Origin of the sequence: Anaerococcus sp. Marseille-Q7828, from assembly GCF_949769285.1 — a bacterium.
In the GTDB taxonomy this organism is placed as follows: domain Bacteria; phylum Bacillota; class Clostridia; order Tissierellales; family Peptoniphilaceae; genus Anaerococcus.
Window position 1 is genome coordinate 390,219 of record NZ_OX458331.1, and the last position, 24,627, is coordinate 414,845.

A 24,627-nucleotide genomic window follows, 5' to 3' on the forward strand; every position below is an offset into this window, starting at 1 on the left:
GGCTTTTAAATACATCTTAAAATAAGAAAGGAATAAAAATGGACTTAAAACTTCAAAATTTTGATCAATACAAGGAAAAAATCGACCACGCACCAAGCTATGATATCAAAAAGCTACGTGATGATTCAATCAAAGACCCAAAATGGTTGGCCTTTGGTTCAGGAAATATCTTCCGTGGATTCATTGCAAGGGTTGGTCAAGATATGATTGAATCCGGCAAATTTGACAGAGGAATTTCTGTTGTTGAAACATTTGATACAGAAATCATCGAAAAAATCTATAAACCATATGATAACCTAGCCCTCTCAGTAACCCTCCACAAAGATGGAAACTTTGATACAAATTTAATAGCTAACCTTGCTGAAGCCCTAACTCTTGCTGACAAAGATAGAATCAAGGAAATAGCCCTAAATAAAAACTTGGAACTTATGAGCTTTACAATCACTGAAAAAGGTTACAATCTTTATGCATCAAATGGCGAGCTTATGGATGTAGTAAAGGCTGATATGGAAGGCGATCCAAAAGATGCAAAGCACCTAATGAGTATAGTTACAAATCTTCTTTACGAAAGATACAAGGATAGTAAAGCTCCACTAACCCTCCTTAGCCTTGATAATGCAAGCCACAATGGTGACTTGGTCAAAAAATCTGTCATGATGATAGGACAAGCTTGGAAGGATAATGGCAAAGTAGATGATGGATTTATAGATTATCTTAATAATGATATCTCATTCCCACTTTCAATGATTGATAAAATCACACCAAGACCAGCTGATGTAGTTAAAGATTATATTGAAGAGCTTGGATTTACTAATATGGACACAGTTATAACAGGCAAAAACACCTACATCGCCCCATTTGTAAACTCTGAAGAAGCAGAATATTTAGTAATTGAAGATAATTTCAAAAATGGCCGTCCTCCATTTGAAGAAGGTGGAGTTTACATGGCTGACCGTGACACAGTCAACAATGTTGAGACTATGAAAGTTACAACTTGCCTTAACCCACTCCATACAACCCTTGCAACTTATGGCTGTATCTTAGATTACCAATCAATAGCTGAAGAAATGAAAGATGAAGAGTTGGTAAAGCTCATCAAAAAAATAGGTTATGAAGAAGGACTTCCTGTTGTAATTAACCCAGGCATCATCAACCCACAAGACTTCATAGATGAGGTAATAAATATAAGACTTCCAAACCCATATATGCCAGATACTCCACAAAGAATAGCTACAGATACAAGCCAAAAAATGTCTGTAAGATTTGGCCAAACTATCAAAGGCTACATGAATGATGAGGGCAAAAATGCTGCAAGCTTAACATATATACCACTTGCCATAGCTGGTTGGCTCAGATACCTCATGGCAATTGATGATAAGAACAATGAATTTGAACTATCTCCAGATCCATTAATGGATGAACTAAAAGAGATATTTTCATCAATGAAACTTGGAGAAATAGAAGAAATATCAGCTATCAAAAAGCTTTTATCAAATGAAAAAATATTTGGTGTAAACCTCATAGAAGCTGGTCTTGATGACAAAATCATCAAATTCTTTAGAGAATTATCTGCTGGTCCAGGCGCTGTAAGAGCAACCCTAGAAAAATACCTATCATAAGAAGAAATACAGAAAGGAATTATGCTTATGAAAATGACTTTTAGACACTATGGTAACGACGACCCAATTAGCCTAGAATACATCGGCCAAATCCCTGGTGTTGATGGCGTAATGGCTATGATGAACGAATTTGAAGCTGGTGAAGTTTGGGATAAGGAGATCTTCCAAAAGTATGTTGATGATTGCCATGCAGCAGGACTAAAGTGCGAAGTAATCGAATCAATCAACATTCATGAAGACATAAAAATGGGTCTAGCAAGCCGTGACAAATACATCGAAAACTACAAACAATCCCTAAGAAATGTAGCAGAATGTGGAGTTAAAGTTGTCATTTATAACTTCATGCCAGTATTTGACTGGGTCAAAACAGAACTGAAACACCAACTTCCTGATGGAACAAATACCCTTGCCTTCGACCAAAAAATGGTAGAAGGCCTTACACCACGTGATATGGTAGATGGGATTCTTGAAGGTGCTGGAGACTTTGAACTTCCTGGATGGGAGCCAGAAAGACTAGAACTATTAGAAGAAGTTTTAAAACAATACGAGTCAATCGATGAAGATAAACTACGCGAAAACTACAAGTATTTCCTAGAAGCAATATTGCCAACTTGTGAAGAAGTAGGTATCAAAATGGCTGTTCACCCAGATGATCCAGCTTGGCCAATCTTTGATATTCCAAGAATCACATCAACTGTAGAAGATCTAGAAAAAATAGTAAACTTAGTAGATAGCCCAGCAAACACCCTTTGTGTATGTACAGGTTCTCTAGGTAGTCGCAAGGAAAATGATGTAGCATCTATCCTCTACGATTTTGCAAAAAGAGGCAAAATCGGAGCAGTTCACGCTAGAAACATCAAATTTACAGGAGATAAAAAATTCTACGAAGCAGCTCATAAGAGCGACTGCGGTTCATTAGATATGTATGAAATAATGAAATCCCTATCCGATGCGGGCTTTGATGGATACATCAGACCAGACCATGGACGTATGATCTGGGGCGAAGAAGGAAGAGCTGGATATGGCTTATACGACAGAGCCCTAGGGGTAACTTACCTAAACGGCCTATGGGAAGCTATAGAAAAAGATAAAGAAAGATACGGCGCAAAAGAAAAAAATGAATAATGTAAAGATAGCCTGGTTTATCCCAGGCTTCTTGCCAAATATAGAGGATAAAATATGAAATTTAAAAAACATTTTTTAGCTGTATGCATGCTTCTTGTCCTTGTCCTTACAGGATGTGGAGCAAACAATAGTCAAGCAGATAGCAATAAGACAATAATAAGAGTGGGTCACAACCAATCTCAAAAGCACCCTACTCATATTGGTCTATTAGCATTTGAAAAATACATAGAAGAAAACCTGGGCGACAAATACGATGTGCAAGTTTTCCCATCAGAACTTTTGGGCTCACAAACCGACATGGTTCAACTCACACAAACTGGCGCAATCAATATTTGTGTAGCAAGTAATGCCATACTTGAAACATTTGATGACGTTTACGAGATATTTAATCTACCATACTTATTTGCATCAGCCGAATCCTACCACCATGTAATGGACGATCCCGAAATTACTAATCCAATTTTTACATCGACAAAGGATGCAGGTTTCCAAGCTGTTACTTGGTTAGATGCCGGAAGTAGGTCTTTTTATACAAAAGATCGTCCAATAAAATCAGCTGATGACCTCAAAGGGCTAAAAATCAGAGTCCAACAATCTCCTACAAATGTAAAAATGATGAGTTTATTAGGAGGTTCAGCTTCTCCTATGGGATTTGGAGAGGTTTATACAGCCCTTCAAGCGGGAATTATAGACGGAGCTGAGAATAACGAAATGTCTCTAACTGACAATGGTCACGGCGATATTTGTAAATACTACTCATACGATATGCACCAAATGGTTCCAGATATAGTAATTGCAAACTACGAATGGCTAAATGATTTGCCAGAAGATGAAAGAGCTATATTTGAAGAAGGATTTAAAATATTAAGTGAAGAGCAAAGAAAAGAATGGGTCAGCGCAGTTGAAAATGCCAAAGAAAAGGCAGCCAATGACCAAGGAGTAGAGTTCATCTACCCAGATCAAAGTGAATTTGTAGAAAAAGTTGCCCCACTAACAAAAGAGGTCTTACAAAGAAATACTAAACTTCAACCTTATTATGATAAAATTCAAGAATATAACAAAGAATTCCCAGCACAAAAGGAGGCCAAACAATGAGAAAAGTTTTAGATAAAACAATGAAATTTTTATCAGCTGCAACTCTGTTTGTCATGCTAATCTTAGTTGTTTGGCAAGTCTTTACAAGATATATTTTGAAAAATCCATCAACTTGGTCTGAAGAACTAGTTGGTTATCTATTTGCCTGGTCCACCCTATTTGGTGCAAGTCTCATAGTTAGCGAGCGTGGTCATATGAATATTCCAGTATTTGTTGACACAAAGAGTCCAAACGTCCAAAAGAAAGCTGCAATATTTTCTGAAGTAATAATCTTCTTATTCTCTCTTGCAGTATTAACTTATGGAGGGATCAGAATCACCCGCCTTGCCCTAAATCAAATGACATCATCTCTAGGATTAGCAATAGGTCTATTCTATATTCCACTTCCTCTTACTGGAATTATAAATATGATATATTCAATATGCAATATCCGCATGATAACAAACGGAGAAGTTGAATTTATCAAAGCCGAGTCTGCTAGCGAATCCTCAACTCGTGAAGCAAACAAGGCAAGTGAAGTTGCAAAATATGAAAGTCCTACAGATAATGTAGCTAATCCAGAAAATACCACTAATAATTCTATTTCAAATAGCGAAACTGATGATAATAAAGTGATTATTGAAAGCTATAAAGGAGAGTAAAAATGGGTGGACAAGCATTAGCAGTAATATTAATAGTTTTAGCAGCCCTTTTGATCCTAGGCGTTCCAATCGCCTTTTCAATAGGACTAGCAAGTATAGTAACAATCCTAGCTACTGTGCCACTAAAGGTTGCAGTGCTAACAGCAGCTCAAAGAACTTTTGTTGGAATGAGCTCCTTTACCCTTACAGCCATTCCGTTTTTTATCCTAGCTGGTAACCTCATGAATGAGGGCGGTATAGCAAAAAGGCTAGTAGATTTCGTAATGGCAATCCTTGGAAAACTTCCAGGTGCCTTACTAGTTACAAATATTGGCGCCAATGCCCTATTTGGAGCAATTTCTGGATCAGCATCTGCTGCTGCAGCAGCTGTTGGTTCTATGGTAAAGCAAGGCGAAGAGGAAATGGGTTATGACAAGGCCCTATCAGCTGCAGCAAATGGAGCAAGCGCTCCAGCTGGTTTACTAATCCCACCGAGCAACGCCCTAATAACATACTCCCTAGTTTCAGGCGGTACTTCAATAGCAGCCTTATTCTTAGCAGGATATTTACCAGGATTTTTATGGGCCTTGGGATGTACCATAGCAGCAATTATTATCGCCCACAAAAAAGGCTATACAGGAGTTGAGGGTAAGTTCTCTTGGTCAAATCTTGGACTAGCTACCCTACGTGCTCTTCCAGCCCTTGGACTTATCTTTGTAGTAATAGGTGGTATCGTAGCTGGTGTATTCACTGCTACAGAAGGTTCAGCTATATCTGTAATTTACGCTCTAATCTTAGGTTTGATTTACAAAAACCTTAACTTTAATAAGATTATAGATATATTAATAGAATCTGCAAAAATGAGCGCTATTGTAGTATTTTTGATTGGTGTAAGTAATATTCTTTCCTGGGTAATGGCCTTTACAGGTATCCCACAAATGATAGGTAATGCTCTATTATCAGTAACTAGTTCACCAGTAGTCTTATTATTAATTATGAATGTAATCTTATTGATTTCTGGAACATTTATGGATGTTACACCAGCTATCCTAATATTTACACCATTATTTTTGCCAATTGTAGAGTCCTTTGGTATGAGCCCTGTACAATTTGGTATCATCATTGTTTACAACCTATGTATTGGCAACATCACACCACCTGTTGGTAACACACTTTTCGTTGCCATTAAAGTCGGAGATACAAACTTACAAAAGGTTATACCTTATATGCTAAGATTCTATGCTTTCATATTAATCGGTTTAATTCTTGTAACCTATGTCCCTGCCATTTCCCTACACCTACCACAAAGCGCAGGACTATTATAAAGGAGCTATAACATGAAACAATTTTTGACAGATGATTTTTTATTAAACACTGAATACGCCAAGACCCTATATCACAATTACGCCAAAAGTATGCCAATTTTTGACTGGCACTGCCATCTTGAAGCTGAGGAAATTTATAAAAACGAAAAAATCGAATCAATTACAAAGGCTTGGCTTGGCGGAGACCACTACAAGTGGAGAGTTATGAGGGCCGTTGGTGTAGACGAAGAACTTATAACAGGAGATGCAGATGACTTTGATAAATTCAAAGCTTATGCTGCTACTATGCCATACCTAATAGGCAATCCTATCTACCACTGGACTCACTTGGAACTTAAAAACTACTTTGGCATAGATTATTGCCTAGAAAAAGATACTGCCGAAGAAATTTATAAGCTTGCCAATGAAAAATTAGCCACAGATGATTTTAGACCTCGAGGCCTTATCAAAATGAGCAATGTTGCTGCAGTATGTACAACAAATGATCCAATTGATGACCTCCGCTACCACGATTTGCTTGAAGAAGATGAATCTTTTGAAACTATAGTAAAACCAGCCTTTAGACCAGATAAGGCCATTGCCATAGAAAAGGAAGACTATGGTGCCTACATCAAAAAGCTTTCAGAAGTATCTGGAGTGGATATCAAGTGCTTTAAAACTTTGAAAGATGCCCTCTACAAGAGAATGGAATTCTTCAAAGAAAAGGGTTGTGGCGCAAGCGATCAAGCCTTTAAATACGTCCCATTTGAAAAAGCAAGCGATGAGGAAATTGACAAAATTATCAAGAAAAAGCTTGCTGGTCAAATACTTTCTATCAAAGAAGAAGATGCCTACAAAACTAGTCTTATGATTTGGCTAGGAAAAATTTATAAGGACTTTGACTGGGCTATGGAACTTCACCTAGGAGTTATCCGCGATAATTCTACTAAACTTGAAGAAAAACTAGGCCACGATGTTGGTGGAGATGCTACAAATGACCAATACTATGCAGAAAATCTAGCCAATCTCCTAAATGAGATTGAAAAGATAAATGGCTTGCCAAGAACTATTATTTTCCCACTAAATGAAGCTGAATTCTACCCTGTATCAACAATAGCAGGTTCATTTAACAGAGGAAATGCCGAAGGTGTCCTAACTGCTCAACTTGGACCAAGTTGGTGGCATCTTGACCACAAAGAAGGAATGCTTGAACAAATGAAAATAATGTCAGCAACTAGTGCCTTTGCAAAATCAATCGGTATGATTACAGACTCTAGATCCTTCCTATCCTATCCTAGACATGAATACTACAGAAGATTATTGTGTAGGTTCGTAGGTCAAATCGTTGCTGACGGCGAATATCCATGGGATGAACAATTCCTTGGACAAATGATAGAAGATATCTGCTTTAATAACGCCAAAAATATTATCAAATTATAGGAGGCTATTTTGTTAAAATATCAAGTACTAAACAGAGTTCACGAATTAGGAATTGTTCCTGTAATTAGGGGCAATTCCAAAGATGAAGCCTTAGGATATTGCAAGGCCCTCATCGATGGTGGCATTGATATTCTAGAAGTAACATTTACAATACCAAACGCCCTTGATGTATTCAAAGAACTTAAGGACCAACTGCCAGACACAGCAACTCTTGGAGCTGGTACTGTGATGGATGCCACAACAGCAAGACTAGCTATATTAAATGGTGCAAAATTTATAGTATCTCCAGGTTTTAGTGAAGAAGTTGCTAAAATGTGTAATCTTTACCAAGTACCTTATATGCCTGGATGCATGACATTTACAGAAATGACAAAAGCCCTAGAATACGGAGTTGACCTAATCAAACTATTCCCTGGCTCTCTACCAGGACCTAGTTATGTAAAAGCTATTCACGGCCCACTACCACAGGCAAATATTATGCCAACAGGTGGAGTTAGCCTAGATAATATTGAAGATTGGTTTGCTGCTGGAGTATTTGCCGTAGGCGCTGGATCAAATCTTGTTAAAGGTAGCCACGATGAAATAGTTGAACAATCCAAAAAATATCTAGCAAAAATAGCAGAATGTAGGAAATAGATGAAAAAAATTGTAACATTTGGGGAAGCTCTAATGAGACTATCCCCACCAAATTACCAAAGATTTTTACAAGCAAGAAATTTTGACATAAACTACGGGGGTGCAGAAGCAAATGTTGCTCTAGCTCTAGCAAATCTCGGATATGACTCATATTATGTCACAAAAGTTCCAGATAATGCCCTAGGTCATGCGGCAATAAATTCTATACGCCAATTTGGAGTAAACACCAATTACGTAGTCTATGGTGGAGACAAACTAGGCCTATATTTCCTAGAAACAGGTTCATCAGTCAGAGCAAGTAATGTTATCTATGACAGGAAAAATTCTGCTATTTCATCAGCCAAATCCGAAGAATTTGACTGGGATGAGATTTTTACAGGCAAGGATATGTTCTTAGTAACAGGAATCACACCTGCCATAAGTGATAAACTTGCCCAAATCACAGAAGAAGCCCTCAAAAAAGCCAAAGAAAAAAATCTTGAAATTGTAATAGATGTAAACTACAGAGCAAAAATGTGGGATTTGAAAAAAGCAAATCAAGTAATGACAAAACTATTGCCATATGCCGATATTGTGATAGGATTTACCCCAGATATCCTACTAGAAATCGACCAAAACTTAGACCCAGACGAACATGTAAATCTGCTAAAGAGAATGGTAGAAACATATGATTTAAAAATTGCAGCATCTACCTTTAGAACAAGCCACTCAGCAAACCATAACAGTCTAAAAGCCAAACTTTACGATGGCAAAAAACTCTACACTAGCAAAGAATATGAATTTGACATAGTAGATAGAGTTGGTGGCGGAGACTCCTTTACCACAGGACTTATTAGCGGAATAATGGACGAAAAACCTATCCAAGAGGCTCTAGAATTTGCTACAGCTACAAGCGTATGGAAACACACAATTCCTGGAGATGCAAATATAGTAATTAAAGAAGAAATAGAAAATCTTGCAAAGGGTGGATCAACTTTGGTGCAAAGATAGTTTGGTCAATATGCCAAAATATTTTTTTAATCTTATTTAAACAGTATAGTGACTTAAAATATCTATATATTAGGAGATAAGAATGAATGCTGATTTTAAGATTGGTGAAAAAGTTTTAGAAACAGATAGATTAATATTGAGAGCTTTTGAGGAAGATGACTTGGATGATTTTTATGAGTATTCCTCAATTCCAGGTGTTGGAGAGATGGCTGGTTGGAAGCACCATGAGAATAAGGAAGAATCCGAAGTTATTCTTGATTATATAATCAAGGGCGAAGAAACTTTTGCTATATGTGATAAGAAAACTAATAAAGTAATTGGCAATCTTGCAGTTAAACCACTTGAACTAGAGGATAATTCGACAAACTTCAATAATTATAAAGGCAGAAATATCGGTGCAGTTTTAAACAAACATTACTGGAATCAAGGACTTATGACTGAAGCAATTAATGAATTGGTTGAATATTTATTTAATGACCTTAAATTTGATTTTTTAATGGCAGGATTTTTCGATCACAATTATGCTTCTAAGAGACTTCAAGAAAAGTGCGGCTTCAGACACTATAAGAAGAAAATCTTTAAAACAAGGATGGGTACCAAAGAACCCGGCATACTTAATATATTGATAAACCCAGAAAGTAACCTAGATATAGATTCTATAGACTAGAAAAAGAGACTATTGCTAAGTGCCATTAAAAAGTAATAGTCCCTTTTTTATAACCAATTTTATTTAGAGTTAACTTGTTTATTAAAAGTCTACCTTTTCTCCGTAATAAGCTGCCTTATATATTTTCTTGATATCTTCAGCTGATGTTTCTCTTGGATTTGTTAGGGTACAAGCATCGGCAAAGGCGTTTTTGCTCATTTGATCTAATACTTCTTCAAAGTCTTTTTCTTCAATGACGGTGTTTTTTCCATCTTTGATATTTGCAGATATGCCTACTGATGCATTTAATTTTCTGATTTCTTCAGCTATATCATCAATACCAAGTAGTTTTTCTAGTTCGTCGTATTTGTCAGTTGATTTTCTATTGTAATCAATTATATAAGGTAGCATAATAGCATTGGCTTCTCCGTGGGTTAGGTGGAAGATGCCGCCTATTTTGTGGGCCATGGAGTGCACTATACCAAGGGATGCGTTTGAAAATGCCATTCCTGCAAGGGTTGAAGCATCGTGCATCTTTTCTCTTGCTTCTAGGTCGTCTCCATTATCATAAGCTTTCTTTAGGTTTTCAAATACAAGTTCTATTGCCTTTAGGGCATGAGGTGATGTGTAGTCATCTGCACTTGTTGAAACATAGGCTTCAACTGCATGGGTCATAACATCCATACCTGTTTGAGCTGTGATAAGTGGTGGCATTTTGGATGGGATTTCAGGGTCAACTATAGCCACATCTGGAACAAAGTCTGCGTGAACTAGTGGGTATTTGATCTTATTTTCTGTATCTGTGATTACAGAAAATGCTGTTATTTCTGATGCTGTACCAGATGTTGAAGCAATACAAGCCATCTTTGCCTTATTTCTTAGTGGTGGATTTTCGAAATTAGCTAGTTTATTAAAGTCATAACCAGGATGTTCATAATAAACCCACATTACCTTAGCAGCATCCATAGCAGAACCACCGCCTAGGGCAATAATCCAATCTGGTCCAAATTCTACCATCTTTGCTCCGCCGTCTTTGCAAGTTTGGATAGAAGGATCTGGTTCAACTCCATCGATTATTTGAACTTCCATGCCACCTTCTTCAAGGATTTCTTTGGCCTTGTCCAAAAATCCAAACCTTTTCATAGAAGATCCGCCAGTAACTATAGTAGCTTTCTTGCCATCAAGTTCTTTTAGATAATCTAGGGAATTTTCACCGTGAACAATAACTCTTGGTACACTGTAAGCTTTCATTGCCATAATCTTTCTCCTTTTGTTAATTTATTATTTATCATTATTTTATGCTAAGATACCTTCTTTGTCAATCAATAGACCATTTTTGGACAAAAAAGAGCAAGCCATAATTGGCTCACTCATTGCACTCATTGATATTACATAGTACCATCAATATATTTTGCTCTTAGTTTTAGGGCAGATGGGCATACTGCTATACCACCTTCTCCTGTTTCTCTAAGTCCGTGTGGTAGGCTATCTCCTACTCTCTTCATAGCTTCTACTGCTTCGTCAAATGTTACATACATAGTAACGCCAGCCATAGCCATGTCGGCACTTGCTAGGGCGTTCATTACTCCGTTTGCATTTCTAAGGTTACATGGGAATTCTACCATACCACCGATTGGGTCACATACTAGGCCCATGATATTTAGTAGGGCACAGGTTGCAGCTTTTCCTTGAGTTTCTATATCATATCCACGAAGATACACTGCTGCAGCTGCTGCCATTGCTGCTGCAGATCCTGTTTCTGCTTGGCATCCACCTTCAGCTCCTGCAAAGGTTGCATTGTCAAATATTACTTGGCCAATTTGGGTTGCTACTAGCATAGCTTCCATTAGCTTTCTATCGTCATAACCGTATTTGTGATACATGGTCATAAGGGTTGCTGGAAGGATTCCAGATGCACCTGCTGTTGGTGCTGCTACTATCCTACCCATAGCTGCGTTTACTTCGCTTGTTGATAGGGCCATAGCCATAGCCTTTGCTGCAGTTTCTCCAAGTATTGATTCTCCTCCCAAAAAGTAATCATTCATTGTCTTTGCATTGCCACCTGTCATACCTGTTACTGATGTTACAGCTACATCAAGGGCTGCATGGGAAGATTCTTTCATTATATCAAGTGTTCTTTGTAGTCTGTCAAATATTTCTTCTTCAGTTTTTTTGGTATTTTCTATTTCATCCTTTATGGATAGTTCCCACAAAGTTAAGTTTTCTTCTTGGCATCTTTCTTTTAATATTTCAAATTTTGTAAGCATAATTTTTCCTATTGTAAATATTTAATGAAGGTAAAGTCTTTACCTTTTCTAATTAATTCCAATACATCTTCTCTAAGTGGCTCATCTAGTTCGCAAACAAGCATCACATTGTCCCCTTCTTTTATGGTTTTCATTAGGTGAATATTGTAACCATGGTCAAAGAGAATGTTTGAAACAAAGGCAATTATGCCCTTTTGTTCTCCATATGACATAAATAGGGTTGGTTTGTTTGCATAGTATTCGATCTTGTTGCCATAAATCTTTGTGATAACTATTGCTCCACCACCGATTGAGGATCCTTCTATATCGATTGGTCCCCTTTCGTCAGGGTATTTGAAGATGATTCTTACTGTATTTGGGTGTACATCCCCAAGGTCTGTTTCTATGAAGTTATAAGCTATGCCTTGTTCCTTTGCATATTCAAAAGCGTTGATGATTCTATCATCTTCTGGTCCATAGCCTAAAACTCCACCAACCAAGGCTCTATTTGTTCCATGTCCCTTGTAGGTTGCTGCGAAAGAACCGTGCAAATAGAAATCAACTTCATTGAAACCTGGTTCAACGATTTTTCTAGCTACATTTGCTATTTTACAAGCTCCTGCAGTATGCGAAGAGCTTGGCCCAACCATAACTGGGCCTATGATATCGAAAATTGACGCATTAACTGTCATATAATCTCCTTTTATGTTTTGATAAAGAAAGGTAGCAAACATAATTGTGCTACCTTCTTTTAATTTGCAAAGGCTAATTTATTCTATCTTGGATTTTCAACAACTGGTGCTGGTGTCCAATCTTTATTGCCTAAGATTACTCTATTATAAAATTTATCTACTGCTACTGCTAATGCAACGTCGCCTGAAATGTTAGCTGCTGTACCAAATGAGTCTTGTGTTAGGTATAGAGAAATCAACAAACTTGCCATTGCTGATTCTGGTGAAATACCTACTATTGGTAAGAATGGTAATGCACTCATTACAGCTCCACCTGGTGCTCCTGGTGCTGCTACCATAGCTACACCCAAAGTTGCGATTAATGAAAGCATCAATCCAAATGAGTGTGGAAGGTTGTACATGTAAAGAATTGTAAATACACAACCTGTGATTGTAATCATAGAGCCTGGCATGTGAACTGTAGCTCCTAGAGGTACAACGAAGTCTGCGATTTCACGGCTAACACCGTTGTTTGCTGCACATTGTAAGTTTACTGGAATTGTTGCAGCAGATGATTGTGTACCAACGGCTGTCATATATCCTTTTACTTCGTTTTTAAGCATAGCAAATGGGTTTTTGCCTGCATAAGATCCTGAAATTACAAACATTACTGTTACATAAAGTAGGTGTAGGATTACTATGCATAGGAATATTCTCCAGAATATGCTTAGTACTGCAAAAACTGATCCAGAATATGCCATATCTGCGAAGTTACCTAGAATGAAGAATGGAAGAACTGGTACAATTGCAACTTCAAGAACTCTTACAATGATTAAGTTGAATTCAGCAACTGCATTATAAAGTACTTCACCCTTTTTATTCTTACGTAACCAAGAAATAGCAATACCCATCATAAATGCAAATATTAGGGCACTAGTTACATCAAAGAATGGTGTTATTGGAACTGTGAAATATGCTTCAAGTCCACTTCCCTCTGAAGCTGTAATAGCATCTACTTGAGCTGAAGTAATGAATTTTGGAAATATATTGCTAGCCATGATGTATGATAAGCTTCCAGCTACTAATGTAGAACAATATGCTATTAATACTGTTATACCCAATAATTTACCTGCACCTTCACCAAGATCTGCGATACCCTTGGTAACGAAAGCTAAAATCATTAATGGAATAATGAATGATAAGAATGATCCGAAGATCTTAGAAAATGTTACAAACAATCTAGTAAATCCAGCTGGCATATATGAGCCAATTAGGATACCAAGGATGATTGCAACGATTAGTTTTGGAACAAGTCCAATGTTTTTTAAACGTCCCATAAAATTCTCCTATATATATTATTATGTAAACCTTTGCAACTAAATTATAACCTATTTTTGACAAAATTAAAACAGTAAAACATAAATTTTTCCAAATTTATATTTTATTGTTCCTTTCCGCCAACAAATCTTAGAATTTATCTAGTCTTCAGTTATAATCCAGAAATATATTATATAGTATAAAAACGTTTTTTGCAAGACTATTTATTAAATTTTTACAAAAATTTAACTATTTATTTCTAATCATATAAAAATTAAAGAAGAAAAGCCTATCCTTGATGGCTTCTCTATTAATTTGAGAAGTTGGATAGGCTTTTTCATTTATTTGATTTTTAAGTTACAAATATTATTTACATTTACAATTTTTTTGGTATCTTTCTTCTACTACATCCCAGTTTACAACTTTCCACCATTCTTCTAGGTATTTAGGTCTTGCATTTTGGTAATCTAGATAGTATGCGTGTTCCCAAACATCATTGCCTAGAAGTGGAGTTTTGCCGCAAAGGATTGGGTTATCTTGGTTTTTTGTAGAGATAACTTCAAGTCCACCTTCACTTACAACAAGCCATGCCCAACCTGAACCAAATTGTCCCTTGCCTGCTTCTTCAAATTCTTTTTTGAATGCATCAAATGATCCAAATTTTTCTTCAATAGCTGCTTTCAAATCTCCAACAGGTTCACTTGATCCACCTGGGGTCATTGTATCCCAAAATAGGTTGTGGTTTAATACTCCACCAAGATTATTAATAAGTTTTTGTTTTTTATCAGCATCATCTGTTATATTTTCTATATCTTTTAATAGGCATTTTGGACAAGATTTTTCTTCATAGCCTGTGCCTTCCAAAAGTTTGTTTGCTGTATCAACATAAGCTTGATGGTGCTTGTCGTGGTGGAAGGTCATAGTTTCTTTTGATATAACTGGCTCTAGCGCATCATATTCGTAAGGTAATTTCTTAAGTTCTAACATTATATAAAACCTCCTAATGGTTTAATTTTTAATTTACACTTAATATATACCCACAATTGATAATGAAAATCATTATTTATTATTTACTAAGCCAGTTGCTTCATAAACTACAACAGGTTCGTTTTCTGGGTCATAGGCCGTCATTTTGTAGGTCACAAATCCATCAACACCATCACGTCTGACTTTCTTTTCAGTGATTTCTACCTTTATATCATAAAGAGTATCTGCATACACCGGCTTTATCCACTGGCCACCGTCTAGCCATGCGCCAGCAACAAGTCCATCCATATCTATGCCTGTTTTTACCCATTGACCCCAAAAAGCCATATTTGCAAAAGATCCTGGAGCAATGATTTGACCAAATCTGGATTTTTCCGCAGCATCTCTGTCTATATGAATAGGCCTAGGATCGTATTTCTTGCCATATTCTATGATTTCTTCTTCTGTAAATGATATAGATTCGATTTCTTTATCAAAAACCATACCTACTTTATAATCTTCAAAATACATATTTTCACCTCTTAGGAAATTTTATACCCAATTTGCAAATAAATGTCCATATGTTTTCACAAACTAAAAGCACCCATAAAAGGTGCTAAAGTTAAATATATTGACTTAATACTATAGTCATTATTATAGGGCCGAGAATGACAGTTGCTACAAGGCAAAATACAAACGAATTTTGAGAGAGCCAAAAGGACCTATAAGCAATTGCTTCTAAAAATAATAAAATGGCTAATATTATGTAAGCTTTACCCACATTTTTTCCTAATTTTACAGGGTCATCTATTTTTTCAATATTGATTCCATTTAATAAGTGGAGCATTTTTGTATTATAGAACTTTATTCCAAGTATCAAATAAGTAAGACCCAATATCACTGTCATAACTACCATATCAAACCTCCTTATGATTAACTATAATTTACCTGATTTTAAGATTTTAACAAATTATTATTTTATCTCCCAGGCCACAGTAACTTCTTGTTTTAATCTCCAAAAGTCGTGGGTTTCCATAGTATTTTTCTTTGAATAAAATGGATCGTTAATGTAGAACTTGCCATCTTTGTAGGAGTCAATAACCATATAGTGCCCAGCATTTATAAAGTAACCATTGCCAACTCTTACTATGATTGGGTTCTTCTTTAGGGCTTGGATGAAGGCTTTTTCATTTACTGGAACTGGATAAGATTTTAGTCCATAATTTTCCGGACCTTCGATTAGATATTGCCAATCTGTTCCATTCCATGCTGTGTAAGGTCTGGCATCTATTGCTGTAGTTGTTGGATAGATGTCGTTTCTATTCAACTTCCTATTTAAAACCATGGCCATAACTGTTGGACCACAAGCGTATCCTCCAAAATTACCTGAGGCATAGGATTTATATCTCCACCTAGGATCGTTTTGGGTAAAGTATGGGGTTTTGCGATTTAAATATTGACTAAAGCCTGGTCTAAATTCTCCTCTAGTTCCAGCTTGAGCTGGATATCGGTTGACTTCACCAATATATCTTGCCACGCCATTTCCATCAGTTCTATATCTCTTGTGGTTGAAGACCTTTTCTACATTTCTTTGTTTTTCTAGAGTCAATTCATGGAAAATATATGTCTTTCCATTTATAACTTGAAGACCTTCAGCTGGTTTGCCATCTGAGAAATAATATCTATCTCCAACCCAGCCAGTTGGGAAATTGCCATTTGATCTGGAAGCTTCGCCATATTTGTTGAAATACCACCATTGCTTGTCGATTTTCTTGTATTGACGGTTATAAATTTTCCCATCATTATCAAAGCCATAGGTCATGCCGCCAATCTTTTTAAGACCCTTGGAATATGTTCCATCGGAATTAAAATATCCTAGCTTGCCATTGTAGTAATCCCAACCTACATAATGAGCCACTCCATTGTCTGCAGTATGGATTTTGTCAAAACCTTCATTGATTATTTGGTTTCTAAGCATAAGGCCATCGATTTTGTCAAAGTAAAACCTGTTGGTGCCCAAATCTTGTAGACCCCTTAGTAATTGTCCTTTTTCATCAAAATAATATGACTTTTCTCCTAAGCCAGCCCAGCCTTTTTTGGCATTTTCGGTAAGTTTAACTGTAGCATCTTGCCCAGCATAGTATTTGCCACCATCAGCTATAAATGGTTGATCGACAGTTAATTTGTATTCTTTGTCAAAAAAGTATTGCTTACCTGAAATTTTTTGTAGGCCTTGGTAGGCTATTCCGTCTTTGCCAGCAAAGTATACGTGGCCTCCTATATTGGCCCAGGTATTCTTTGCCTTTTCTTCCTTACCATCTGATACCTGATATATGGTGCCATTTTTCAGCTTGTAAGTACTTTGACTTTCTTCTTTTTCTTCGGCTATCTCATTATTTTCTTGTTCTTTATCCGGTTTTGGATCTGGGCTTTGGTAATCCTCTTTAAATAAAGGCAGAAGCTCATCTAGATTTATGTCATTATAATATACAAGCGGAGCATTTTCAGATGAATCTTTCGAGAATGTACTTATTTGGTCTTTGCTATCTAGGCCTTCTTCCAATCTAGGATCAGAAACTTTATTAGTAATCTCTTCATTTGCCGATTTTTCTGCATCATTATCTGTGATTTCTATATTTTCATTTATATAATTATTATCTTTAGGAGATGTGTCAGCTGCATTTGCTACATTTGTATTCAAAAATGTAGATAAGGATATCACTGCACATAAAGTAAGAATTTTTTTACTAGCCATTATTAGCTCCTTTACAATAATCTCCTTCAATTATATAATGTATGATTTTAATTATCAATAAAAAATGCACATATAAATGTGCATCTCTTAGCTACTTTTTGAAGATTCAACAGCCTTTTTAATATTTTCTTTTAGTTTGGCTACTTGTTCTTCTGGAATAAGTGCGCCTTCTATTGGATCTCCTATAATATTACCATTTTTGTCTACAACTATAGTTGTTGGATAGGCAAATATGTTTTCTAGGTAGTCTTTCATGTCGCCCTCATAGTCAACTGCAAGTGTCTTGTAGGTTGGCTTTTTGTCAGCTATGATTCTATCAAAAGCTTCTTTGGTAGATTCGTCATAATTTACATCTGTACACATTGATAGGAATTCTACCCCATCTTCCTTGTTTAGCTCATCTGCAAGGTCGTTTAGCTCGTCCATTTCGTCTATACATGCTGAGCATCCTGTAAACCACAAGTTTATTACTGTAGCATCATTTTTTGCAATATCTTCGTTGGTAAAATCCTTGCCATCTTGGTCTTTTGATGTGAAGTTTGGTAATTTTGTGATTTTTTCGCCATTTGTTTCTGGCTCGTCTATAGGAAGATTTTCCTTTACTACATTTGCACCTTCAGGCATAGATTCCATAGCCTCAGCTGGCGCAGTTTCTTCTTTAGTTGCTGGCTTTTCAACTTCTTGCTTACCACAAGCTGTAAGCATTAGACCTGCTAATAAAATAGCATTGAATTTTTTAATTTTCATCATTTTCTCTCCTTTTTATCATTGAGGTTGATATGGCCTTAGTAGGGCAAGCTTTGACACAGTCATTGCATCTGATACATTCGCTATGGCAGGAATTTTTCCTAATGTCAACGTCCATCTTGCAAACTCTAGCACATTTGCCACAGTCTATGCATTTTGATTTGCTAACTTCCATTTGGTAAAAACTATACTTATTAAAGAAAGCATAAAATGCACCCAGTGGACAAATCCACTTACAAAAAGGTCTATAAAATATAGTCGATAGGATTATGGTCACTATCAAAATTCCTAGTTTCCAATTAAATAAGGCTCCCATGCCAAGTCTTAATGAAGGATTTTTAAGTGCTAGGGGAAATGCACCTTCTAGAATCCCTTGTGGACAGATGTATTTGCAAAAATATGGAGGAATTACTTCATACACATCTCTTAAGACTAGGCCTAGGGCTATGATTAGGGAAAAGAGAATCCCATATTTGATATAGCGGAGGGGCCATAGCTTCTTAGTGGACAATTTTGGACTTGGGATTTTGTGGATCAAATCTTGGAAGAAACCAAAAGGGCAAAGAAAACCACATATGAGTCTGCCAAACATTACTCCAAAAAACGCCATTATGCCAAAAACATAGTAGGAAAATCTATATTTCTTGCTGCCCATAACAGCCTGGAGGGAACCAATAGGACAGGCTCCAGCAGCGCCTGGGCATGAATAACAATTTAATCCAGGGAGGCAGATTTTCTTCGTTGGCCCAGTATAGATTCTTCCTTTAAAAAAGTTTGGTATATGTATGTTATAAACTAGTGTCGCTAGAGCTTGTATAATATGTCTGGGATTTTTCTTATCCAATTCCTATACACTCCAAACATAGTTTTACTGCCTTGTGAAAAACAGTATCTACTTCGCCACGACTTGCCCCATATACCATAAAGACTAGAGAAGTGACAAATATTAAATTTCTTATTATTTTTTTGTCAATTTTTTTCATATCATTACCTCTACAACAATATTAGCAAATAGATTGTTAATTCCTTGTTAAGATTATTTGAAAGTGATTAAAAACTTACTTCCCTTTGGTTTATTGTCCAAAACTTCAATTTTTGCTCCCAATGAATCTGCTATTTGCTTTGATAAGGAGAGGCCAATTCCAAAGCCTTCACCATTTCTTGATTTGTCAGCCTGATAGAATAAATCAAATATTTTCTTTTTCTGCTCATCAGTCATACCAATGCCAGAATCTCCTATCTCTATTTTTAGTTTTCCATTATCAACTTTTGTTTCTATATTTATAAATCCATCTTGAGTATTATATTTAATCGAATTCTCAATGATATTAAATAGCAATCTTTGCAAGAGCGCATCATCTGACTTGATGCATAGATCCGCATCATTATCAAAATCCACTTTGATACCCTTATCTGCAATTTTATCTTCTAGGTCAAATAGTATTTCTTCTATCAATGAATTTATACAGACCTTACTTATGTGAGGCTCTTGATTTTTGGAAAACATAAGGACAGAATTTATAAGATTTGTTAGCTTTTCTAGGGACTTATCCATTTTCTCAACAAAGACCCATGTTTCATCATCCATCTCTTTTCTCTTGAAAACATCAACCTGGGCTTTCATAACTGCAACAGGTGTGCGAAGTTCATGGGCTACATTTGCCGAAAAGTCCTTTTGTTTTTTGTAGTCCTTGTAGACCCTATCCATGAGATTATTAAAGCTTTCTGACAAATCGACTATCTCACTTGACCCATCTTCTATCAATAGTTTTTCAGAAAAAGTTTCTGGCCTATCGATATCAACCTTTGCGATGTTTTTTTGAAGTTCCTTTAAAGGATCCAAAATTTTTGTAATGATAAAGGCAAAAATCAAAGACCCGGTCAATATCACAATTCCTGTTACTATAAAGGTGTATATTTTAAAATCTGCTGACGATTGTAAGTGGGCGTTGTTTACTGTTACAACAATAGAATTCTTGTAATTAGGCATCCATTCTTCAATCTGCTTAAGCATTAGCTCTGTCATCTCTATTTGCTTTTGATTAATCAAGTAATTTGTAATGGTAATCATGGCTATAAAAATGATTACAACTGCAAAAATCAACTTAAAGACAATGGATTGATAAAATTTCTCAGTTTTCATAAATTCTATAACCCTTGCCAATTATATTTTCTATTTTGTTCTCTCCGCTAGCTTCTTTGATTTTCTTTCTAAGGGAGGACATATGGACTCTTACAGAGTTTGAGAAGCTATCAGCATTTGAATCCCAAACGTGATCTATGAGCTCCTCGCTTGATACATATTTTTCCTTGTTCAAGAATAAATATTCTAATATTCCAGTTTCTTTTTGAGTAAGATTTAGTTTCCTGTCTCCTACAAAAGCTTCACGGGTGGTAGTATCAAAAGTCATACCACCAGCTTCCAAAATTGGATTTTCTGTAACAGATTTTCTTCTCAAAAGCGCCCTCATTCTGGCATCAAGTTCCTTTAGATCAAAAGGCTTTACCATATAATCATTGGCCCCAAAATCAAGACCCCTTACTCTATCATCTATATCAGAGCGAGCTGTGAGCATTATGATATTTACTTCTTTGTTAAAGTCACGGATTTCCTCAAGAACCTCAAAGCCGTCCTTTTTTGGCAAATTGATATCCAATACAATCACATCATAAGTCTCAACATAGGCCATATCAATGGCTTCTTCTCCATCTGTCGCCTTATCAACAGCATAACCATACATGGTCAAGCCTTCTGCCAGTAATTCTATTAAATCTAAATCATCTTCTACAACTAATACTCGCATACTTACCTCCATTTTACAGATATTATATAATATCTTTTGTTAAATTTACATAAAAAAAGACTAGCTCTCGCTAGTTTCAGGCTTCGCAAAATAAAATCCTACCATCAGTATAGCCACTAATAGGTAATCAAAAATATCTATATTGGCCAATTCTGTTAAATCTAAAATTAAAAGAAGGACAAATACAATTGCAAGTACAAAAGAAGTCAATTTATAGTCCATTTTAAAATAATCTAGGCTTATTTTATTTGGTGTTCTAGTTACTTGCCATCCTATTTTTATATTATCTTTTCTAAATAACTTTTTAATAGACATCTTTGGCTCCTAAGCTTTAAATCTCAACATATCCACGAAATCCTCTTGATGAATAGTAGGACTCAGCTCCATTGTGGAAGGTGAAGACCCTGCCATATCTCTTTTCACAAAATAAAGCTCCGCCCCTTTCCCTCAATTCACCTTCAGTTAAAATCCAAGACGATGATTTTAAATCAAATTCAAATAATTCTTGAAGAGTATAGTACTGGTCTTCATTTAGAACTTTGATTCCTATCTTTTCTGCTTCTTCCATGACCGATGAATTTGGAGCATTTTTCTTTCTCTTTATTCTAGCTTCCTTGTCATAGCAAAGGCTCCTGCGTCCCTTGGGAGATTCCTTGGCACAATCTAGGAAAACTGGTCCAGAAAATATTGGTAAGTCAACAAAATTGACCTCACCACCAGTTTCTTCCATTAGACACAAAGTTTCTAATAACTTCTTGTCCTTTAATAATTTTTCTTCCACTTCATCCCAATTTGAATTTGGGTGGAGATCTAAAGTCTTATCAAATCTTTCTTTTAGTATTGATATTAAATTTTCTTTCATAATTATCCTCTGAAATGCCTTTAAGTTAAGAATTTCTAATACAAGTACTTTACTTTCCTTGCTTCTCAGGTAGGTACTTCCAGTATTTTTTTGGCATATTACTTGCCATCAGCTTGTGGTTTTTTCTTTCCTCTATTCCTATGGCCTTATAAAATCCCTGCCAGGCGTCTTTAAATATTTCTTCTTCTTTACTATCTACCCCATTCATTTCTAGTATCTCTACTATTTCCCAAGATTCTTTCTCACAAAGACTTGCCTTCTTACGATTCTTATCATATATTATAAATTTCTCATTTGGCATTCTCGATAAAAAATGTGGAGTCAAGTGTTCTAGGATATCGTTTTCCGGCTCTATTTCTCCTAGTAAATAATTATCTTGGATTTCCCTAAATCTCACTAGGCCCTTATAGGTATGGAGTTCGTGGTTGAAATTTCTTAGTTTTTGTCTAAATCTTACAGCGGCTTTTTTGGATGATCCCAGGTAGATTCTGCCATATAACAGGCAGGATTTGACTGTGATAGCTATGGTTTCCTCTTTCGTGTCATCTTTTGACTTAAAGACCTTGTAAACATCGGTTAGGAATTCATCTCCTATATTATCTTTTATAGACCTGATGACTCTTTGAGCTTCTATTAGATTTGTTTCTACAAATTCACTTTGAAGAAAGTTTACTTGGTCACTTTCCTTTGATATCTCACACTTGCCAATTTCCTTATATTTTTCAAATATTACAGTCATTAAGCCGTCAAAGGTCCCATCGTAATTGTAAATCATGGAAGCTGCCTATCAAACATTGATAATTGCTGGTAATTTGAATTATCTGGTGCACTCATCATATCCCTAAGGGTCTTTTTATTTTTAAAACGTAGACCTCTATAGACTCCATTTACTAAGATAAAATGCTGGGCACGTTTGGTTGAAATTTTCATCTGCCTTAGGTTATCATAGGATATTCTGTGGAATTTGCGAGCAGCAATTATCCTATTAGCATAGGTTCTACCAAAACCAGGAACTTTCATCAACTGGTCATAATTTGCCGTATTTATCTCTATGGGGAATCTTTCTATATTGTTTATAGCCCAATTAGTTTTGGGATCTATTCTTAAATCCAAGTTCGAATCTACATCAGATAATATATCATCAGCGGAGAACTTATATCCACGCATGAGAAAGTCAGCTTGGTAGAGCCTATGTTCTCGCAAGAGTGGAGCCTTATCAATTCCTTGGGTCCATTTTGATTTGACCACCGGTACAAAACCCGAATAATAGACTCTCTTTAAAGCATAATTATTGTATAAATTCTCACTAGCTTTGATGATTTCATAATCACTTTCCCTATTTGCTCCTATTATCATTTGAGTAGTCTGTCCTGCAGGAAGAAACTTAGGTGTGTGATGAAATTTCATCCTATCTGCTCCATAAACCATTAGTTCATTTTTTACATCAGCCATTGGGCGGGTAATGTCTGCTATTTTCTTTTCTGGTGCAAGTTCAGATAGGGCTTTTTGAGTTGGGAGCTCTATATTTATAGACATCCTATCGACAAGTAGACCCATTCTTCTAATCAAATCATAGCTTGCCCCAGGAATTGCCTTCATGTGAATGTAGCCATTGAAATTGTAGGTATTTCTCAGCAAATCAGCAACTCTTATCAAGAGTTCCATTGTATGGTCTGGATTTCTGATTATGCCAGATGAGAGAAACAAACCTTCTATATAATTCCTACGGTAGAAGTTCATTGTAAGATTTGCCACTTCTTCTGGGCTAAAAGTAGCTCTTCTAGTTTCATTGTCCCTACGATTTATGCAATATTCGCAATTGTATATACAGGAATTTGTCATAAGAATTTTGAGCAAGGAAATACATCTACCATCTTCAGACCACGAATGGCATATGCCACCCATTGACCCATTACCTAGACCTTTATTATGATTTTTCCTATTAGATCCGCTAGATGAGCAAGACACATCATACTTGGCTGCATCAGCTAGAATCTCAAGTTTCTCTCTCAAATCCATAAAATATTTTCCCCTAATCTTATATAATTTCAAAGATCTTTTCTAGTAAATTAACTATACTTTACCAGTCATTAATTGTCTAGCGATTATCTGTAATTATCATTTAATTTCACTTGCACAAATAAGTTGTTAATTATTTTTGCAATCGGGTATAAAAAGTAGAAATAAAAGGAGGTTTTATGAATAAAAAGAAATTACAAAAGACCTTGTTAGCCCTACTAGCAATCCTTACTTTTGCTGCTTGTTCAAAAGATTCAGAGAAATCTGCCGATACTTCTACAGAAATTGTAAGTGAGAATAATGATGAAAATTCAAATGAAACAAATAAAGAAACTAATACAAATGATGATGAAGAAAAAGAAGATACAGCCGATGGCGTCAATATGATTGATGATGGGACTTACACTTCTAGTCTCGAACCAGGTAGGAATGGAGAAAGAGAAGCTGACGGGTCTTGGGCCAATGTTTATGACATAGCTATAGATAGTAATAAACTAATTGTTAAGGGAAGCTTGGACTTTTTCCCAGATGATGATACCAGCAGCGAGGCAAAGCCTTTAGAAAATCAGGTTAATGTCTTTAAAATAGACGATGCCACTCAGTTTACAACACAAAGTAATGCAAGTTCCGAGACAAATACTCATTCCCAAGAAGAATTCTTAAATATGTACGATGAAACTAAGGACCAACAACTTGCTTTATTTGTACAAGTTGCCAATGGAACTGTGATGGAAGTTCACATGGGATTGAAATAAAACAATTACA

The 24,627-nt window shown here is 36.0% G+C and carries 27 protein-coding genes; 10 read left to right on the top strand and 17 right to left on the bottom strand.

Annotation, left to right across the window (positions count from 1 at the left end; genetic code table 11):
• Window positions 1-38: 38 nt before the first annotated feature.
• The 9 genes from QNH69_RS01900 (at window position 39) to QNH69_RS01940 (ending at window position 9,496) form a co-directional block, all read left to right on the top strand.
• A complete protein-coding gene (locus tag QNH69_RS01900; RefSeq protein ID WP_282928935.1) occupies window positions 39-1,619 on the top strand; it encodes a mannitol dehydrogenase family protein in 1,581 nt (526 codons plus the stop codon).
• 27 nt (window positions 1,620-1,646) lie between these two features.
• On the top strand, window positions 1,647-2,744 hold the full coding sequence (locus QNH69_RS01905; RefSeq protein ID WP_282928936.1) for a mannonate dehydratase: 1,098 nt from the start codon (window positions 1,647-1,649) through the stop codon (window positions 2,742-2,744).
• A gap of 54 nt (window positions 2,745-2,798) precedes the next feature.
• The gene (locus QNH69_RS01910) at window positions 2,799-3,839 is read left to right on the top strand and encodes a TRAP transporter substrate-binding protein (RefSeq protein WP_282928937.1); all 1,041 of its coding nucleotides are present in this window, start codon (window positions 2,799-2,801) and stop codon (window positions 3,837-3,839) included.
• Complete coding sequence (locus QNH69_RS01915; RefSeq protein ID WP_282928938.1) at window positions 3,836-4,480, top strand: TRAP transporter small permease; 645 nt, start codon at window positions 3,836-3,838, stop codon at window positions 4,478-4,480. The genes QNH69_RS01910 and QNH69_RS01915 overlap by 4 nt, the downstream gene beginning before the upstream one ends.
• A 2-nt stretch (window positions 4,481-4,482) precedes the next feature.
• Window positions 4,483-5,784, top strand: coding sequence for a TRAP transporter large permease (locus QNH69_RS01920; RefSeq protein WP_282928939.1), 1,302 nt, complete (start codon window positions 4,483-4,485; stop codon window positions 5,782-5,784).
• A gap of 12 nt (window positions 5,785-5,796) precedes the next feature.
• A complete protein-coding gene (uxaC, locus tag QNH69_RS01925) occupies window positions 5,797-7,203 on the top strand; it encodes a glucuronate isomerase (protein ID WP_282928940.1) in 1,407 nt (468 codons plus the stop codon).
• A 9-nt stretch (window positions 7,204-7,212) separates the two neighbouring features.
• Window positions 7,213-7,839 carry a bifunctional 2-keto-4-hydroxyglutarate aldolase/2-keto-3-deoxy-6-phosphogluconate aldolase gene (locus QNH69_RS01930; protein ID WP_282928941.1) on the top strand — a complete coding sequence of 209 codons (627 nt, stop codon included), beginning with the start codon at window positions 7,213-7,215 and terminating at the stop codon, window positions 7,837-7,839.
• The gene (locus QNH69_RS01935; RefSeq protein ID WP_282928942.1) at window positions 7,840-8,829 is read left to right on the top strand and encodes a sugar kinase; all 990 of its coding nucleotides are present in this window, start codon (window positions 7,840-7,842) and stop codon (window positions 8,827-8,829) included.
• An 82-nt stretch (window positions 8,830-8,911) separates the two neighbouring features.
• On the top strand, window positions 8,912-9,496 hold the full coding sequence (locus QNH69_RS01940) for a GNAT family N-acetyltransferase (RefSeq protein WP_282928943.1): 585 nt from the start codon (window positions 8,912-8,914) through the stop codon (window positions 9,494-9,496).
• Between the two features lie 81 nt (window positions 9,497-9,577).
• Here QNH69_RS01940 and QNH69_RS01945 read toward each other — a convergent pair whose 3' ends face one another.
• The 17 genes from QNH69_RS01945 to QNH69_RS02025 form a co-directional block, all read right to left on the bottom strand.
• A complete protein-coding gene (locus QNH69_RS01945; protein ID WP_282928944.1) occupies window positions 9,578-10,732 on the bottom strand; it encodes an iron-containing alcohol dehydrogenase in 1,155 nt (384 codons plus the stop codon).
• Between the two features lie 131 nt (window positions 10,733-10,863).
• On the bottom strand, window positions 10,864-11,742 hold the full coding sequence (gene sdaAA, locus QNH69_RS01950) for an L-serine ammonia-lyase, iron-sulfur-dependent, subunit alpha (RefSeq protein ID WP_282928945.1): 879 nt from the start codon (window positions 11,740-11,742) through the stop codon (window positions 10,864-10,866).
• Window positions 11,743-11,750: 8 nt separating this feature from the next.
• On the bottom strand, window positions 11,751-12,413 hold the full coding sequence (sdaAB, locus tag QNH69_RS01955; protein WP_282928946.1) for an L-serine ammonia-lyase, iron-sulfur-dependent subunit beta: 663 nt from the start codon (window positions 12,411-12,413) through the stop codon (window positions 11,751-11,753).
• A gap of 83 nt (window positions 12,414-12,496) precedes the next feature.
• Window positions 12,497-13,729: a dicarboxylate/amino acid:cation symporter gene (locus tag QNH69_RS01960; protein WP_282928947.1), complete on the bottom strand. Its 1,233-nt coding sequence runs from the start codon at window positions 13,727-13,729 to the stop codon at window positions 12,497-12,499.
• Window positions 13,730-14,075: 346 nt separating this feature from the next.
• Entirely contained in the window at window positions 14,076-14,699 is a 624-nt protein-coding gene (locus QNH69_RS01965) for a superoxide dismutase (RefSeq protein ID WP_282930179.1), read from the bottom strand.
• 69 nt (window positions 14,700-14,768) lie between these two features.
• On the bottom strand, window positions 14,769-15,206 hold the full coding sequence (locus QNH69_RS01970) for a MaoC/PaaZ C-terminal domain-containing protein (RefSeq protein WP_282928948.1): 438 nt from the start codon (window positions 15,204-15,206) through the stop codon (window positions 14,769-14,771).
• Window positions 15,207-15,297: 91 nt separating this feature from the next.
• The gene (locus QNH69_RS01975; RefSeq protein WP_282928949.1) at window positions 15,298-15,591 is read right to left on the bottom strand and encodes a hypothetical protein; all 294 of its coding nucleotides are present in this window, start codon (window positions 15,589-15,591) and stop codon (window positions 15,298-15,300) included.
• A gap of 57 nt (window positions 15,592-15,648) precedes the next feature.
• Entirely contained in the window at window positions 15,649-17,430 is a 1,782-nt protein-coding gene (locus tag QNH69_RS01980) for a C39 family peptidase (protein ID WP_282928950.1), read from the bottom strand.
• 87 nt (window positions 17,431-17,517) lie between these two features.
• Window positions 17,518-18,180, bottom strand: a complete 663-nt coding sequence (locus QNH69_RS01985; RefSeq protein ID WP_282928951.1) for a TlpA disulfide reductase family protein — start codon at window positions 18,178-18,180, stop codon at window positions 17,518-17,520.
• Complete coding sequence (locus QNH69_RS01990) at window positions 18,167-19,021, bottom strand: 4Fe-4S binding protein (RefSeq protein ID WP_282928952.1); 855 nt, start codon at window positions 19,019-19,021, stop codon at window positions 18,167-18,169. The genes QNH69_RS01985 and QNH69_RS01990 overlap by 14 nt, the downstream gene beginning before the upstream one ends.
• Window positions 19,014-19,160: a CD1871A family CXXC motif-containing protein gene (locus tag QNH69_RS01995; RefSeq protein ID WP_268873852.1), complete on the bottom strand. Its 147-nt coding sequence runs from the start codon at window positions 19,158-19,160 to the stop codon at window positions 19,014-19,016. Before QNH69_RS01995 ends, QNH69_RS01990 begins: the two co-directional genes overlap by 8 nt.
• Window positions 19,161-19,213: 53 nt before the next feature.
• On the bottom strand, window positions 19,214-20,320 hold the full coding sequence (locus QNH69_RS02000) for a HAMP domain-containing sensor histidine kinase (protein WP_282928953.1): 1,107 nt from the start codon (window positions 20,318-20,320) through the stop codon (window positions 19,214-19,216).
• Complete coding sequence (locus QNH69_RS02005; RefSeq protein ID WP_282928954.1) at window positions 20,310-20,981, bottom strand: response regulator transcription factor; 672 nt, start codon at window positions 20,979-20,981, stop codon at window positions 20,310-20,312. The genes QNH69_RS02000 and QNH69_RS02005 overlap by 11 nt, the downstream gene beginning before the upstream one ends.
• Window positions 20,982-21,041: 60 nt before the next feature.
• Entirely contained in the window at window positions 21,042-21,296 is a 255-nt protein-coding gene (locus QNH69_RS02010) for a hypothetical protein (protein WP_282928955.1), read from the bottom strand.
• Window positions 21,297-21,312: 16 nt separating this feature from the next.
• Window positions 21,313-21,843: a DUF4256 domain-containing protein gene (locus QNH69_RS02015; RefSeq protein WP_282928956.1), complete on the bottom strand. Its 531-nt coding sequence runs from the start codon at window positions 21,841-21,843 to the stop codon at window positions 21,313-21,315.
• 49 nt (window positions 21,844-21,892) lie between these two features.
• Window positions 21,893-22,618 (bottom strand): TIGR03915 family putative DNA repair protein, encoded by a 726-nt coding sequence (locus QNH69_RS02020; protein WP_282928957.1) that lies wholly within the window; start codon window positions 22,616-22,618, stop codon window positions 21,893-21,895.
• Complete coding sequence (locus tag QNH69_RS02025) at window positions 22,615-23,862, bottom strand: putative DNA modification/repair radical SAM protein (RefSeq protein ID WP_282928958.1); 1,248 nt, start codon at window positions 23,860-23,862, stop codon at window positions 22,615-22,617. Before QNH69_RS02025 ends, QNH69_RS02020 begins: the two co-directional genes overlap by 4 nt.
• Window positions 23,863-24,041: 179 nt before the next feature.
• On the opposite strand from QNH69_RS02025, the gene QNH69_RS02030 reads away from it, so the two are divergent.
• The gene (locus QNH69_RS02030; RefSeq protein ID WP_282928959.1) at window positions 24,042-24,617 is read left to right on the top strand and encodes a hypothetical protein; all 576 of its coding nucleotides are present in this window, start codon (window positions 24,042-24,044) and stop codon (window positions 24,615-24,617) included.
• Window positions 24,618-24,627 lie beyond the last annotated feature (10 nt).

What these genes read in the sequence shown, in the direction of transcription:
- QNH69_RS01900 (WP_282928935.1), top strand. Translation starts at nt 39, where the DNA reads ATGGACTTAAAACTTCAAAATTTTGATCAATACAAGGAAAAAATCGAC.
- QNH69_RS01905 (WP_282928936.1), top strand. Translation starts at nt 1,647, where the DNA reads ATGAAAATGACTTTTAGACACTATGGTAACGACGACCCAATTAGCCTA.
- QNH69_RS01910 (WP_282928937.1), top strand. Translation starts at nt 2,799, where the DNA reads ATGAAATTTAAAAAACATTTTTTAGCTGTATGCATGCTTCTTGTCCTT.
- QNH69_RS01915 (WP_282928938.1), top strand. Translation starts at nt 3,836, where the DNA reads ATGAGAAAAGTTTTAGATAAAACAATGAAATTTTTATCAGCTGCAACT.
- QNH69_RS01920 (WP_282928939.1), top strand. Translation starts at nt 4,483, where the DNA reads ATGGGTGGACAAGCATTAGCAGTAATATTAATAGTTTTAGCAGCCCTT.
- uxaC (WP_282928940.1), top strand. Translation starts at nt 5,797, where the DNA reads ATGAAACAATTTTTGACAGATGATTTTTTATTAAACACTGAATACGCC.
- QNH69_RS01935 (WP_282928942.1), top strand. Translation starts at nt 7,840, where the DNA reads ATGAAAAAAATTGTAACATTTGGGGAAGCTCTAATGAGACTATCCCCA.
- QNH69_RS01940 (WP_282928943.1), top strand. Translation starts at nt 8,912, where the DNA reads ATGAATGCTGATTTTAAGATTGGTGAAAAAGTTTTAGAAACAGATAGA.
- QNH69_RS01945 (WP_282928944.1), bottom strand. Translation starts at nt 10,732, where the DNA reads ATGGCAATGAAAGCTTACAGTGTACCAAGAGTTATTGTTCACGGTGAA.
- sdaAA (WP_282928945.1), bottom strand. Translation starts at nt 11,742, where the DNA reads ATGCTTACAAAATTTGAAATATTAAAAGAAAGATGCCAAGAAGAAAAC.
- sdaAB (WP_282928946.1), bottom strand. Translation starts at nt 12,413, where the DNA reads ATGACAGTTAATGCGTCAATTTTCGATATCATAGGCCCAGTTATGGTT.
- QNH69_RS01960 (WP_282928947.1), bottom strand. Translation starts at nt 13,729, where the DNA reads ATGGGACGTTTAAAAAACATTGGACTTGTTCCAAAACTAATCGTTGCA.
- QNH69_RS01970 (WP_282928948.1), bottom strand. Translation starts at nt 15,206, where the DNA reads ATGTATTTTGAAGATTATAAAGTAGGTATGGTTTTTGATAAAGAAATC.
- QNH69_RS01975 (WP_282928949.1), bottom strand. Translation starts at nt 15,591, where the DNA reads ATGGTAGTTATGACAGTGATATTGGGTCTTACTTATTTGATACTTGGA.
- QNH69_RS01980 (WP_282928950.1), bottom strand. Translation starts at nt 17,430, where the DNA reads ATGGCTAGTAAAAAAATTCTTACTTTATGTGCAGTGATATCCTTATCT.
- QNH69_RS01985 (WP_282928951.1), bottom strand. Translation starts at nt 18,180, where the DNA reads ATGATGAAAATTAAAAAATTCAATGCTATTTTATTAGCAGGTCTAATG.
- QNH69_RS01995 (WP_268873852.1), bottom strand. Translation starts at nt 19,160, where the DNA reads ATGAAAAAAATTGACAAAAAAATAATAAGAAATTTAATATTTGTCACT.
- QNH69_RS02000 (WP_282928953.1), bottom strand. Translation starts at nt 20,320, where the DNA reads ATGAAAACTGAGAAATTTTATCAATCCATTGTCTTTAAGTTGATTTTT.
- QNH69_RS02005 (WP_282928954.1), bottom strand. Translation starts at nt 20,981, where the DNA reads ATGCGAGTATTAGTTGTAGAAGATGATTTAGATTTAATAGAATTACTG.
- QNH69_RS02010 (WP_282928955.1), bottom strand. Translation starts at nt 21,296, where the DNA reads ATGTCTATTAAAAAGTTATTTAGAAAAGATAATATAAAAATAGGATGG.
- QNH69_RS02015 (WP_282928956.1), bottom strand. Translation starts at nt 21,843, where the DNA reads ATGAAAGAAAATTTAATATCAATACTAAAAGAAAGATTTGATAAGACT.
- QNH69_RS02020 (WP_282928957.1), bottom strand. Translation starts at nt 22,618, where the DNA reads ATGATTTACAATTACGATGGGACCTTTGACGGCTTAATGACTGTAATA.
- QNH69_RS02025 (WP_282928958.1), bottom strand. Translation starts at nt 23,862, where the DNA reads ATGGATTTGAGAGAGAAACTTGAGATTCTAGCTGATGCAGCCAAGTAT.
- QNH69_RS02030 (WP_282928959.1), top strand. Translation starts at nt 24,042, where the DNA reads ATGAATAAAAAGAAATTACAAAAGACCTTGTTAGCCCTACTAGCAATC.